General features: G+C 60.6%; 10 protein-coding genes and 2 pseudogenes. 7 read left to right on the top strand and 5 right to left on the bottom strand.

The genetic code is table 11. The features are described from left to right. Nucleotides 1-5: 5 nt before the first annotated feature. From HHL24_RS04345 to HHL24_RS04335, 3 genes are all read left to right on the top strand, one after another. Entirely contained in the window at nucleotides 6-746 is a 741-nt protein-coding gene (locus tag HHL24_RS04345; RefSeq protein ID WP_169484193.1) for an enoyl-CoA hydratase/isomerase family protein, read from the top strand. Further along, complete coding sequence (locus HHL24_RS04340) at nucleotides 743-2,344, top strand: CoA-transferase (RefSeq protein ID WP_169484191.1); 1,602 nt, start codon at nucleotides 743-745, stop codon at nucleotides 2,342-2,344. Before HHL24_RS04345 ends, HHL24_RS04340 begins: the two co-directional genes overlap by 4 nt. 222 nt (nucleotides 2,345-2,566) lie before the next feature. Then, nucleotides 2,567-3,865: an MFS transporter gene (locus HHL24_RS04335; RefSeq protein WP_169484190.1), complete on the top strand. Its 1,299-nt coding sequence runs from the start codon at nucleotides 2,567-2,569 to the stop codon at nucleotides 3,863-3,865. Nucleotides 3,866-4,135: 270 nt separating this feature from the next. Here the strand turns inward: HHL24_RS04335 and HHL24_RS04330 are convergent, their stop codons facing one another. The 4 genes and pseudogenes from HHL24_RS04330 to HHL24_RS43825 form a co-directional block, all read right to left on the bottom strand. After that, nucleotides 4,136-4,831: a GntR family transcriptional regulator gene (locus HHL24_RS04330; RefSeq protein ID WP_169484189.1), complete on the bottom strand. Its 696-nt coding sequence runs from the start codon at nucleotides 4,829-4,831 to the stop codon at nucleotides 4,136-4,138. A gap of 330 nt (nucleotides 4,832-5,161) precedes the next feature. After that, complete coding sequence (locus HHL24_RS04325; protein WP_169484188.1) at nucleotides 5,162-5,854, bottom strand: GntR family transcriptional regulator; 693 nt, start codon at nucleotides 5,852-5,854, stop codon at nucleotides 5,162-5,164. A gap of 99 nt (nucleotides 5,855-5,953) precedes the next feature. Further along, the gene (locus HHL24_RS43830) at nucleotides 5,954-7,270 is read right to left on the bottom strand and encodes an aspartate aminotransferase family protein (protein WP_407947474.1); all 1,317 of its coding nucleotides are present in this window, start codon (nucleotides 7,268-7,270) and stop codon (nucleotides 5,954-5,956) included. Nucleotides 7,271-7,672: 402 nt separating this feature from the next. Further along, nucleotides 7,673-8,491, bottom strand: a pseudogene (locus HHL24_RS43825) (phosphotransferase); the annotation flags it as partial. Nucleotides 8,492-8,620: 129 nt separating this feature from the next. Here HHL24_RS43825 and HHL24_RS04315 point away from each other — a divergent pair. Beyond that, a complete protein-coding gene (locus tag HHL24_RS04315) occupies nucleotides 8,621-9,946 on the top strand; it encodes an NAD(P)/FAD-dependent oxidoreductase (RefSeq protein WP_169484186.1) in 1,326 nt (441 codons plus the stop codon). A 107-nt stretch (nucleotides 9,947-10,053) separates the two neighbouring features. Here HHL24_RS04315 and HHL24_RS04310 read toward each other — a convergent pair whose 3' ends face one another. Beyond that, nucleotides 10,054-10,722, bottom strand: coding sequence for a haloacid dehalogenase type II (locus tag HHL24_RS04310; RefSeq protein ID WP_169484185.1), 669 nt, complete (start codon nucleotides 10,720-10,722; stop codon nucleotides 10,054-10,056). A 334-nt stretch (nucleotides 10,723-11,056) separates the two neighbouring features. Here HHL24_RS04310 and HHL24_RS04305 point away from each other — a divergent pair, with 334 nt between their 5' ends. The 3 genes and pseudogenes from HHL24_RS04305 to HHL24_RS04295 all read left to right on the top strand — a co-directional run bounded on the left by HHL24_RS04305 (nucleotide 11,057) and on the right by HHL24_RS04295 (nucleotide 12,470). Next, nucleotides 11,057-11,569 (top strand): Lrp/AsnC family transcriptional regulator, encoded by a 513-nt coding sequence (locus HHL24_RS04305; RefSeq protein ID WP_169484184.1) that lies wholly within the window; start codon nucleotides 11,057-11,059, stop codon nucleotides 11,567-11,569. Between the two features lie 435 nt (nucleotides 11,570-12,004). Then, a pseudogene (locus tag HHL24_RS04300) lies at nucleotides 12,005-12,156 on the top strand (FAD-dependent oxidoreductase); the annotation flags it as partial. A 44-nt stretch (nucleotides 12,157-12,200) separates the two neighbouring features. Then, a complete protein-coding gene (locus HHL24_RS04295) occupies nucleotides 12,201-12,470 on the top strand; it encodes a hypothetical protein (protein WP_169484183.1) in 270 nt (89 codons plus the stop codon). Nucleotides 12,471-12,607 lie beyond the last annotated feature (137 nt).

Below are 12,607 nucleotides of genomic sequence, written 5' to 3'. Positions count from 1 at the left end.
TATTGATGATTATTGTAAATATCGGTCATGTTCGTCAGCTGACCCTGAATCGACCCGCGCGTCGCAACGCGCTCGACGGCACCTCAATCGACGAACTGGGGCAGGAACTGCAGCAGGCTGATCGAGATCCAGCCGTGCGTGCAATTGTCGTGTCCGGTGCTCCTCCTGCTTTCTGTTCCGGCAGCGATCTGAAGGAGCTCAGCACCATGTCGATCCAGGAGATGTGCGATTCGGAGTCGGAGACCGCTCGAGTCGCGCGATCTATCGCAGGGTTGTCCAAACCCGTGATCGCCGCAGTCGAAGGGTTTGCACTTGGCGGCGGCTTCGTTCTCGCAATCTCGTGTGATGTCGTGGTGACTGCGTCAAATACGCGCTGGCATCTTCCTGAAGTACCAAACGGCTGGCTACCGCCCTGGGGGCTCCAGGCTCTGCTTGCCCGCGTGGGTCCCGTTCGCGCGCGACTTCTGACCTGGGCAGCGGACCCGATCGATGGTACTGAAGCACACCGCCTCGGCGTCGCGGACTATGTGAGCCAACCCGGGCTTGCCGACCAGCAGGCGATCTCGCTCGCTAAACGGCTAGCCGAATTGCCCCCCGATGCGATTGCGTCGACCAAACGTTTCTTCGAACCCTTCGTCACGCTCGACGGCGAGCGACTCGACAATCTGGCGTCCTGTCATTTTGCAAGCAACTGCGAAGGCGGCGCGGCGCAGGCTATTTTTTCGAAATTCAAGGTGAAGTCATGACAAAGATTATCTCTGCGGCCGCGGCCGTCGCATCGATTCAGGACGGACAAACTGTGGCGTCGGTGGGGGTCATCGGATGGGTGGTTCCGGAGGCCACACTTGAAGCGCTTGGCAAGCGCTTTCGCGAAACTGGCTCACCACGCAACCTCACGTTTTACTTTCCGTGCGGCACGGGAGACGCAGTCAACATCCGTGGTATGGACCATGTGGCGCAGGAAGGTCTGATGAAACGCATTGTCTCCGGGTCTTACATCAACCCGGTCGACCCGCGTACTGGTCAGCGCCCGGCTCTGATGAAACTGATCCAGGAGAACCGGATTGAAGCGTATTCGTGGCCGATCGGTGCCTCGATGCACTGGTTGCGCGAAGTTGCGCGCAAGAGCCCCGGCTATGTGACGCGTGTGGGGGTGGGAACCTACGCAGATCCGGATTTCGGTGGAGGGAAGTTCTCCGGGCGCTGCCAGGATGATCTGATCCAGAAGATCCGGCTGAACCACGAGGAGGTGTTGTTCTATCCGACCTGGCCCATTGACGTAGCGATCATTCGCGCGAGTAGCGCCGACGAGTTCGGGAATCTTTCGTTCGAAGACGAACCGTTGGTTTCGGCCGGTCTGGCCCTCGCTCTGGCGGCCAAGGCAAGTGGCGGTCGCGTCATCGCCCAGGTTCGGCGAATCGTACCGCGCGGGCAGCGACCGGCAACGTCAGTTCGACTGCCCGGCATGCTGGTCGACGCGCTCGTGGTCGAGCCCGACATGATGATGAGCACCGATACTCCGTATAACGAAGCGTATCTGCGCTCGGTCGGCGCGAGTACAGCGTTGCCCGCGATTCCTTTTGGTCCCGACAAGGTAATCGCACGGCGCGCGGCGATGGAAGTACGCAAGCATGAACTGTCGATTTTCGGTTTTGGCGCAGCAGCCGACGTACCCCTGGTGATGGCGGAGCAGGGCCTTATCGACTCCGAAACTGGATCGGATGACTACTGGTTCACGACGGAACACGGTTCCTACGGCGGGATCGTGATGAACGGCTGGCAGTTTTCGGCGAACCTGTATCCGCAGGCCATGATGGATGGCGTCACACAGTTCGACGTGATCGACGGGGGGCTGTGTCGCTTTGCTGCGCTGGCATTCGCTGAATATGATTCGCATGGAACGGTCAATGTCAGCAAGTTCGGCAAGGTCAACCCGGGAGCGGGGGGCTTTATCGACATCGCAATGAATGCCCAGCGGCTCGTGTTCACGGGCTCGTTCACTACGGGTGGACTTGATATCGCGTATGACGCAGGTCGCATGAAGATTCTTAAGGAGGGCAAGGTCAGCAAGTTCGTCGATACCGCGCAGAGCATTACCTATTCGGTCGCGAAGGGGGTGTCGGCTGGGCAAAGCGCGTTGATCGTCACGGAACGTGCCGTCTTCGAGCAGACTGCCCAAGGCCTTGTGCTGACTGAGGTTGCTCCGGGCGTCGATGTACGTCGGGATGTTCTCGAGCATATGGCGTTCGCTCCGGCCCGTATCCTCGACCCGTTACCGCTCATGGACGCATCATTGTTCTCGGCCACCTCTGATCATTGCGTCGAATCGGCAGTCGAAAACTAGAAAATCATCGCGACGGCGTACTTTTCTGCAGTGTGAAGTTCTATCCTGATCCGGCCAGCATGCGCGCGAGATGCGATCGTTCCATCAGCCATAGGCGAATTTCACGCTTGCCGAATACCGTACGCCCGTTCGCCCCCGTTGCAAGGACTGGTTCACTTGTGTGGATCTGTCCGAGACAGCTTGACCATCTGGGTCGCTACGGCGGCCACGGAGGAGACAACTATGAAGTACCGTTGGTTTATCGTTTTCATGCTATTTCTCGCCTGCGCGATCAGCTATCTTGACCGGGCGGCTCTCTCCGTCGCGGCCCCGCTGATTGCGAAAGATCTGCATCTCGATCCGGCCCATCTCGGCATCGTCTTCAGCGCTTTTTTTGTGGGGTACTCGTTGTTCTGCTTCATTGGCGGTTATGCAGCTGACCGCTTTGGTGCAAAACGGGTGCTCGTCGTCGCCATCGGCCTCTGGTCAATTTTCTGCGGCTTGACCGCAGCGGCTTCGAGTCTCGCTGTGCTGCTGGTTATCCGGGTCATCTTCGGCGCCGGGGAAGGCCCGTTAGCCACCTGCACGAATAAGATAATTAGCGGCTGGTTCGAGCGAAAGGAGCAGACGACCGCAGTAGGGTTTGCGAATTCGGGCCTGCAATTAGGCGCGGCGCTCGCGGGGCCGGTCGTCGGCTTGATGGCGGTCCACTGGGGTTGGCGGATTCCCTTTATCGTGATCGGCGTGCTCGGGGTACTGTGGGTGCTGATGTGGTCGATATTCTCTACCGATCGGCCGGAGGGCAACCGCTGGGTTCGCGGTGCTATGCCGGCGGGATCGGACGCAGGCGCAGAGCTTACGGCACGAGAGTCCGTCGCACACACGCCGTTGAGCTTCTATCTGAAAAGTCCAACCATCTGGGCAACCTCGCTTGCCTACTTTGGCTACGCCTACATCCTTTATTTCTTTCTGTCGTGGTTCCCCAGCTACCTGATGATGGAACGACATCTGAGCCTGTCTTCGATGAGCATCGTCAACGTCATCCCATGGATTCTCGGGTTTATGGGGATCGCTTTGGGCGGCTTTATCTCCGATCGGATTTTCCGCTTGACAGGGAATGCGCTGAAGTCGCGCAAAATCGTAATCGTGGGTGGTCTGCTGATTGCAGCTGCCTGTGTAGCGTGTGCGGGGACGGCGAATAGCGTCGGTGCAGCGGTCGCCCTGATGGGAATTACCGTGTTCTTTATGAACCTTACACTCAGCGTGTACTGGGCCATCATCCTGGATACGGTTGAACCCGCGAGGATGGGCGGCGTGGGCGGATTCATGCACCTGCTGGCGAACACGGCCGGAATTCTCGCGCCGATTCTGACGGGCTTCCTCGTGCAATGGACCAAGGTATTCACAAGCGCGTTCCTGCTGAGCGGAGGCATTGCTCTGGCGGGTGCCCTCGCGGTGGCCGTGTTCGTGCGTGCGCCGCGAAACATTTCCGACACTCACGGCAACCTGAGCGCGCAGGGTCCCCATCCGCTGACGGACTGATGCTGTTCGCACCTGTTTGACGGATAGGTTGGACGGCATCGGGCAGCATGTCCGGCTTACCGACTTTCATCCTGGCCGGTCGGCCGGGATGATTGCCGGTTGTTATTCGAGCGGCAACATGATTGGCGCCGCCCAATTAGCCGCAATGCATACTCACCCTCGACGAATCCCTGGCCGATGGGAGGACCGTTGAAGTTCGCGGTGCTATCTGGGCCGTATTAGATGCACAGATGCGGTTCAAGAACCGCATCCCGCCTCATAACGTAACCGCTAGAAAGTATCGAGCGCGGAGCGGGTAAACCGCTCGATGAACTGCATCAACCCGTTAGCGGCGGCCGCCGCCTGATCGCCATCGCCCTGTGCGATGGCGTTCAGTACTTTGGCGTGCAGCTGCGCGCCCTCCACATACGCGCGATTTTGCCCGATGTGCAGGTACCAGAATCTTCGCGACTGAGCGTGAATTGGCTGCATGCTGGTGATCAGCATGCTGTTGTGGGTCGCGCGGACTTCTGCCTCGTGAATCACCCCACCGGCGCGAATCCAGTCCTCCATATTTCCGCGTTCGGCTGCCGCAGCCATCACCTTGGCGAGTTCTCGGAGGTTGCTGCGCTCCTCCTGCGTCGCACGCAGCGCCGCCATCCGGACGACGAGCTCCTCTAGCGGACGTCTTACCTCCAGCAGTTCGAGTTGTTGGCGAATATCGACACCGGCAACCAGCGTACCGCGGCGCGGCAGCATTTCAACGAATCCGACCTGGCGTAACCGCTGGAGAGCCTCGCGGACCGGCGTTCTCCCCATGTCCAACTCGGCTGCAAGCTGCACCTCGGAGATCATGGAACCGGGTGGCAGGCGACGCGTGATGATCATTTCTTCGATCTGCGCGAATGCGACATCAGCCAGCAACTGCTCGGGCGGACTTGCGACTCCGCGGTTGTGAGTATTCTTGACGGAATTGCTTTTTCTCATTGGAGCTATCAGAAACGGTGGACTCGAGCGTACAAGGAGCGTGGTGACCTACACAGAGGCGCCGCCTGTTATCGTCAGGATACACGCGACCGGGGTAAGACACGCTTTATGTCTACAAGGCCTTCCTTTGCATTGCTCGCATCGGCCGCTGCCGCGACGACGGCGACCACTCTGCTTTTGTTGGCAGGCGTCTATATTTTCGGTCGTCAAAACAATTGATGTGACCGCCAATTCTAGCGAGGCTGCATTGCAGGTCGCAAACGGCATCTCAACTCAAACTGAACGGTTCTGGTATGTGAGGCGACATGGTGCCCACGACCCAAAGCCAATTCAGCGCGCCCGCAGCTTGTTCGCCTCGACGCGCAGCAGCTTGACGCGCAAATCATCCCAGTGTTCGAGGAAGGCGTCGCGCGCGGCCGCGAAGTCGCGCGTCTTCAGGCAGGCGATCAAATGCTCGTGCTCGCGCACGATTTCCTTCGGATTTTGGTAGAAATGCTGGCGCTGCTGTACCAGCAGCAATTCGATCTCGCTTTCGATCGCTTCGTAGCTGCGTTGCAGCCGCTCGCTTCCGCTGGCCGACACAATCGCACGATGGAAGTCGCGATCCGCCGCCACCATGAACGAGACCGGCGCGTCGCCGGGGGCATGACGCAGCCGCTCGACAGCGTTGATCGCCTCGACCGGGATTTGCCCGGTATGCACGATCATCTTCACCGCTTCGGCTTCGAGCACGCCCCGAAAACGCGTCACGTCAACGATGTCGTCGGCTGAGAACTCCGGCACGAAGAAGCCGCGGTTGGCCACCTGACGCAGGATGCGGCGGCCAACCAGCAACTGTGCGGCCGTACGGAATGTGCTGCGCGAAACCTCGTACTCCTCGGCCATCCTGATGTCGCGCAGGTACTCGCCCGGCGCGAAGTCGCCGTTCAGGATGCGGGTCTTGAGCTTCTCGGCCAGCGCTTCGACGGCTGTGGGCCTGGCCGCCTCGACGACGCCCGCCGGTTTGGAAATTAGTGCACTCATATCGCGATAGTTCTTGGGTACCACGATTATATGCGGCGGATGCACCTCAACGTGCCGCCTGTCGATAGCCGGATGGTGGGCGCGACCGGCCATCAGTGATCACAGGGCGGCGAGCACGGTGTCCAGTTCCGTCAGCAGGCGGTCGGCGTCCTTGGCCGCGAACACCAGCGGCGGTCGGATCTTCAGCACGCTCGCGTCCGGCCCGGTCGCCGAAATCAGCACGCGCCGCTGGCGCAGGCCATTGACCACTTTGAGCGCCGTTGCTATGTCGGTGTCCTTTTTCGCGCGATCATGCACCATCTCCACGCCGAAATACAGACCTGTGCCGCGCACGTCGCCGATGCATTCGTATTTCTTTGCCAGCCCGTTCAAGCCCTCGAGCATGATCGAACCGACCCGTTGTGCATTGTCCAGCACGTGCTCGTCGCGCAGCACGTCGAGCGTGGCCTGCGCGGCAGCGACCGCCACTGAATTACCACCGAAGGTATTGAAGTAGCGCATGTCCTGGCCGAAACTGGCGACGACATCTGGGCGCACGACCAGACCCGCCACTGGATAGCCGTTGCCCATCGGCTTGCCCAGCGTGACAATGTCGGGCACAACCCCGTGGCGCTCATGCCCCCACATATGGGTACCACTACGCCCGAAGCCCGACTGTACCTCGTCCGCGATGAACAGGCCGCCAGCACGGCGCACCACCTCGGCGACCGGCGCGAGCACATCAGTCGGGTGGGCAAATACGCCATCCGACGAGAAGAAAGAGTCGGCGATGAACGCCGCGAGGCCGCCGCCGTGACGGCGGATGTCCTCGATTTGCAACGCGACCTGCTCGGCCATGCGCTGGCCGATCTCGGACGGCGTCATCCGGTATGAGTCGGGGGCTGGGACCGTGCGCACGTAGGGGCCGAGCAAGGCCCTGCGGCCCAGCGACGGCGAAAAGCTCGAGGTCAGGTGCGAGTTGCCGTGATAGGCCTCGCTGGTCACGATCACGCCTGTGTTGCCGGTGTAGTGCATCGCGATGCGCATGGCCAGGTCGTTGGCCTCGGAACCGGTGCAGGTGAACATCATCTGGCCTTCGCGGATCGACGTGCTGAACGTCGAGAGCAGGTCCTCGGCGTAGTCGAGGATCGGCTCCTGCATGTAGCGGGTATGCGTGCAGAGCGTCGAGAGCTGGCGGGTAACAGCGTCGACGATGCGCGGATTGGCATGCCCGACGCAGACGACATTGTTGTAGGCGTCGAGATAGTCGTTGCCCTTGTCGTCGTACAGATAGACCTTTTCGCCGCGCACGATTTTTACCGGCTCGGCGTAGAACAGGCGATACGACGGACTGAGCAGCCGTACGCGTCGCGCGACGTGTTGTTGCGTGGCGGCGTCAAGGTGCGAGATCGCCGACGGATTGAAGCCGTTCGGCATGTCGCCGCGCAGGCTGTCGTCGGGTTTGCTGATATCTACAGCTTCGTTGAGAACTGGCGGCTGCGACGTGGGGGCGGCGTTCATAGAGGGATCACGAGAGGCGGGGTGAGTGGGTCGGCGGACGAATTCAAGCAAGGCATTGGAAACAGTGTCATGGTCGCGCTGCATGAACCAGCGCAGATGCTCCCATCCCGGCCGGGTGAAACGCAGGATGTAGGCTTCGTTTTCCGGGAACAGTTTTGCGCGCCATGAAGTCAGCAAGGCGCGCGCCGCGACGCGCGCCATGGCCAGGTGCGGAATCAGCAGCAGTTCGTCGTCGCTGAGCTGGGCATGCGCGAGATAGCCGCGCAGCAGGTCGCGCGCCTCGACAAACAGGTCGTGCGGGCCGTCGGCGTCGAAGTCGAGCGGGAACTGGTTCATGAGCGCCGTGGCGACGTCGATGGCTACCGCCGTGTGCACGGTGTCGCCAAAGTCGATGATGCCGCTGACGAAGTTCGCGCCGCCCGGGTTGGCGACGATGTTCGAGCGGTTGAAGTCGTTGTGCACGACTTGCGTCGGGCAGCAGCGCAGGGCCGGCTCGATCGCCGCAAAGCGTGCGAATGCCTGCTCGATCAGCGAGCGGTGCAATGGGTCGGCGATATGGGCCTGCAACCCTGTCAGACTCAACAGGTGCTTCACGTCCCAGGCCAGTACCCGGTGCTCGTGCGGATGGCGAAAACCGGCCATGGCCAGTCGCAACTGCGCCAGCACCTCACCGATCTCGTAGCGATTGCGCGCGCTGGGGTGCAGCGCGTCGAGCGGCACGCCTTCGAGGTAGCTGTAGAGCCTTGCCGTACGATGCGGGTGCGTCGATGATCCCAGCGGCAAGACAAATTGTCCGTCAATACCTCGCAGCACGCGCGGCACCGGCAACCCCGGCGCGACGACGGCAACGTGCCGCATCGCGGCGACCTGCAGGTCGAGTTCTTCAGCCGTCTCGCCAGGGTTCGAGATTTTCAGTACGTACCGCGAGCCGTCGCCGGCGTCGATGCGAAAGGTGTCGTCTTTCTCGGTCGAAAACCTCGTAGCTGTGCCATCTATGCCATACACGCGGCGTGTAATCTCAATCGCATCAACTGTGTCCAGACGGGGGAATCTGACCGACAGGCTGCTGGCCAGCAGGGCATCGAGCGCCGATGAGGGCGTAGTGGATACGTCGCTGAAAGTAATGGGTGCGGACATCGGCGAACCGGGGGTGAGCAAAAGTTGGCTCATTATTGTTGGACAATTTTTGGTTGTAAACCCCAAATATTGCTTTTTTTCCGTGCCGCTTCCCTGTTATTGTTCTACAAACTACTCTGGAGTTGCGTCATGCCTGCACCGCTGCTGAAAATCGAGACGACCCCGACAGTGCCGGGGGAGGTCGATGTTGTCGTCATCGGTGGTGGGATCGTGGGCGTGTGTTCCGCGTACTACCTTGCGCGACGTGGCGTGCGGGTCGCGCTGGTCGAGAAAGGCTTTATCGGCGCGGAGCAGTCGAGCCGGAACTGGGGCTGGTGCCGTCAGCAGAACCGCGATGCACGCGAATTGCCGATGTCCACCAGAAGCCTGGCGCTGTGGGAGAGGTTCGCCGTCGAGATCGGCCGCGACACTGGGTTCCGTCGCTGCGGGCTGCTATACCTGAGCCACAGCGCGGAGGAGATTGAAGGTTGGGCACGGTGGCGCGATTTTGCCGCGGGTGTCGGCGTCACGACGCATATGCTGAATGCGCGCGAGGCAAGCGAGCGTGGCGTCGCGACCGGACAGGCGTGGAAGGGCGGGGTGTTCTCACCATCGGACGGAACGGCCGATCCTGCTGTCGCCGCTCCGGTCATCGCAATGGGGATAATGCAGGAGGGCGGCACGGTGCATCAGCAATGCGCTGCGCGTGGGCTCGAGACCGAAGCCGGCCGCGTAAGCGGTGTTGTCACCGAGGCCGGCACCATTCGCGCCCGGACCGTGGTGCTCGCCGGCGGGGCATGGGCGTCGTCGTTCTGCCGGCAACTTGGAATCCGCTTCCCGCAGGCGTCCGTCAGGGCGTCGATCCTGTCGGTCCTGCCGGGGGCGCAAGGGATTCCCGATGCGTTGCATACGGCCGAGGTGTCGATCACGCGTCGAGGCGATGGCGGCCACACGCTGGCGATCAGCGGGCGCGCGAAGGTCGATCCCACGTTGCAACAATTGCGCTATGCACAGGACTTTCTGCCAATGTTCGCCAAGCGTCGGCGCAGCCTCAAGCTGGGAGACCTGACTGGCTGGCGCTCGGGCCACGAGACCGTGACGAAATGGCGGCTCGACGCGCCAACGCCGATGGAAAGCAACCGCGTGCTCGATCCGGCGCCCGATCGCGAAGCCGTCGAGGAGACGTTGCGGCGCGCGCGCCGGCTGTTGCCGGCACTGTCGTCGGCCGCTGTTGCGCATGCGTGGGCCGGGTATATCGACAGCACACCCGACGGCGTGCCGGCGATCGGTGAGCTTGACGAGATGCCGGGGCTCTTCCTTGCGGCCGGCTTCAGCGGCCACGGCTTCGGAATCGGACCGGGTGCGGGGCATCTGGTGGCCGATCTGGTGACGAACGCGCAGCCGATCGTCGATCCCTTGCCGTATCGCCCGGAGCGCCTGGCCAAATCGGTACGCGGCAAGGTAGCGGAGTTCTGATCGACAGGGCGATGCCGCGGCATCGGCCTCAAGGCAGGCGTCAGTGGCATGGCGCGATATGAGCGCCTGGCCGACGTCGAACACGGCGGCCAGGGGGCGCGGATGAGTTACAGACCGAGCTGTTCCGCCAACTCGATGATGCTCCTGACCGGCGTATAACCGTATTCCGGTGCTTCCGGTTCGTGGCCACGCAGCACATGAGCCTTGTGGACAATGCCGAGGTCGTGCGCGGTCATCAGGTCGTAGCGCGGGCTCGACGAGACGTGCAGGATTTCATGAGGCTGCACGTCAAGCTTCTTGAACATGTATTCGAAGCCTTGCATGCGCGGCTTGTAGGCGCCGGCTTCTTCGGCCGTGATGACGGCATGGAACGGTGCGCCGAGCTTCTCGATATTGCTCATGATCTGCTCGTTGGCCGCGTTGCTCAGGCCGACCAGCTTGTATTTTTTCGCAAGGCGCGAGAGGCCTTCCGGGACGTCGGGATGCGGCCCCCAGGTCGGCACGGCCAGGTAGAACTGTTCGGCCTCGGCTTCGATGAAGGGCACGCCGGTGCGCTCGCAGGCGCGGCGCACGGAATTGATGACGACGTCGCGGTAGGGCTTCCAGGCGCCAAGCACTTCGTCACGACGGTAGGCGGCGAATAGCTTGACGAAGTTTTCCAGCGCGTCGCCGTGGAGGCGGGCGCCGTAGATTTCCCGCGCCATGTCGGCCATGCGGAATTTGACGAGGGTGCCGTAGCAATCGAAGGTGATGAATTTCGGCTCGAAGTCGATCATGTCTTCAGTCTCGATGAGTTACGAATCCCGAGGGATTCTTGAATGAGGGAGCTTGCCGGAAACCACTTGGAGCAAGCACCGATAGCGATGTCGGTAATTGAAAGTTTAATCAGGAAAAATTTCGCGCCGACGCCGAATTGATCGGTGAAAAAGAGGAATTCGAAGCGTTTATCAGGGGATTCGCGGCAGCTCCTGCCGTGCAATATCCCCCGCTGCCGAACGCCGCGTACGAACAGCAAGATCGTCGTATTCAGGAGTGAGGTTGCTATCCATATTGACGAGGACGCGAAGGCGCTCACATGGATCCAATCTGACCGGACGGAGGGAAGGGAAGATGAAAACGGATTGCACGCTTGACCGGCTGGACTTGCGCATTCTCACCGAGTTGCAGAAGTGTGGGCGCATTACCAATGTGGAACTGGCCAATGCGGTCGGACTCTCGGCGAGCCCGTGCCTGACGCGCGTCAAACGGCTCGAGAAGGCTGGGTTTATTGCGGGCTACGGCGCGCTGGTTCGGGTCGAGAAGCTCGGTGACTTCCAGGTCGTGTTTACCAAGATCACGCTCGCAGACCATCGTCGCGATGATTTCGTACGCTTCGTCGAAGCCATTCGCGGCGTCGACGAGATCATGGAGTGCCACCACGCCACGGGCGGATACGACTACCTGCTCAAGTTCGTCACGCGCAACGTCATCCACTACCAGAGCGTGATGGAGGGGCTGCTGGAGCGCAATATCGGCATCGAAAAGTACTTCAGCTACGTAATCATCAATTCGCCAATCGCCAGGCCGCCCTATTCTCTCGAGACCCTCTTTGGTGCGGGGGAGGGTTGCAGCAAGCGAATATGATCGATGAGGCGGCGCTTCGCAGTTCATTGCGAAGTCGTTGTCTGTGTAGGCCAGCGCCGGCTGCGTGATGGTGTTTTGCGCCGCCTATTTGGCGCTGGTGCTAATCGCCGATCTTGCTCAAATCATCTCTAACCCGAGGCTGCGTCAACGAGGAACCGACCCGCCGATCCCCATTTGTCACACGTGGGCACCGAGATCCATGAGGAGCTTGTGGCTGCAGTATTGGCTGACTTGTCCGCTGCCGTTCCCGATGTCGATGCTGCAGGAACGAAACAGAGCGTATTGAGGAGGCTCACCCGCACTTTTCCGTGCTGGGTTTTTATCGTGTTGTTCCGGATGGTGATCGCAGTGATCGGGCCATCGATTGCGTCCTATAAAGGCGCCGCGATGTCGTCAGTGGCTCGATTTGCATAACATAGTCTGGAAATAGTATTCATGAAACTTAAACCCTACTGGCTTGATACGGCACCCCGTGCATTGGAACGGCCGAAGGTCCGCCGAACGGCAGCGCGGATGTGGTGATCGTTGGCGCCGGCTTTACCGGTCTGTCAGCTGCGCTGGCTCTGGCGAAGAGAGGAGCCAATGTTCTCCCGGTCGTCGGTGCCTATTATCGTTTTAAGGATCTCATTGGATGACTTATCAATCACCGCATAGCCACAACGTCGATCCGAAAACTTATGGCAGTTTCTATATTGACGGCCAGTGGATTTCCTCTGCAAGACTGACGTTCATGTCCGTAGTGAATCCGGCAACTGAATTTCAGACGACTGACTTCGCAATCCGATCGCGCGCTTCCAGCAGGCTTGTTTCGAAGCCGCGCCGCAGACTGTGCCGTTTCGGTCATGTGCATCTGATCGCTGTCCACAGACAGCGGGTGGCGTCGGAAAAGGGGCTCTTATAAGACGAATTCGCGGAAACCCGAATGAGGTATGCGTGGACTGACGCGTGTGATGAAAAATTGGCATTACGGTCGCGTCAGTTCTTTTTCCTCTCTAAGGTGCAAGGGTGTCTTCAACCCCGATCCTGCGTGAGGAGCTT

This window comes from Paraburkholderia polaris (assembly GCF_012927345.1).
GTDB classification, from domain to species: Bacteria; Pseudomonadota; Gammaproteobacteria; order Burkholderiales; family Burkholderiaceae; genus Paraburkholderia; species Paraburkholderia polaris.
This window is presented reverse-complemented; position numbering and strand designations above follow the sequence as displayed.

What these genes read in the sequence shown, in the direction of transcription:
- HHL24_RS43830 (WP_407947474.1), bottom strand. Translation starts at nt 7,270, where the DNA reads ATGCCGAACGGCTTCAATCCGTCGGCGATCTCGCACCTTGACGCCGCC.
- HHL24_RS04325 (WP_169484188.1), bottom strand. Translation starts at nt 5,854, where the DNA reads ATGAGTGCACTAATTTCCAAACCGGCGGGCGTCGTCGAGGCGGCCAGG.
- HHL24_RS04335 (WP_169484190.1), top strand. Translation starts at nt 2,567, where the DNA reads ATGAAGTACCGTTGGTTTATCGTTTTCATGCTATTTCTCGCCTGCGCG.
- HHL24_RS04305 (WP_169484184.1), top strand. Translation starts at nt 11,057, where the DNA reads ATGAAAACGGATTGCACGCTTGACCGGCTGGACTTGCGCATTCTCACC.
- HHL24_RS04345 (WP_169484193.1), top strand. Translation starts at nt 6, where the DNA reads ATGATTATTGTAAATATCGGTCATGTTCGTCAGCTGACCCTGAATCGA.
- HHL24_RS04330 (WP_169484189.1), bottom strand. Translation starts at nt 4,831, where the DNA reads ATGAGAAAAAGCAATTCCGTCAAGAATACTCACAACCGCGGAGTCGCA.
- HHL24_RS04315 (WP_169484186.1), top strand. Translation starts at nt 8,621, where the DNA reads ATGCCTGCACCGCTGCTGAAAATCGAGACGACCCCGACAGTGCCGGGG.
- HHL24_RS04295 (WP_169484183.1), top strand. Translation starts at nt 12,201, where the DNA reads ATGACTTATCAATCACCGCATAGCCACAACGTCGATCCGAAAACTTAT.
- HHL24_RS04340 (WP_169484191.1), top strand. Translation starts at nt 743, where the DNA reads ATGACAAAGATTATCTCTGCGGCCGCGGCCGTCGCATCGATTCAGGAC.
- HHL24_RS04310 (WP_169484185.1), bottom strand. Translation starts at nt 10,722, where the DNA reads ATGATCGACTTCGAGCCGAAATTCATCACCTTCGATTGCTACGGCACC.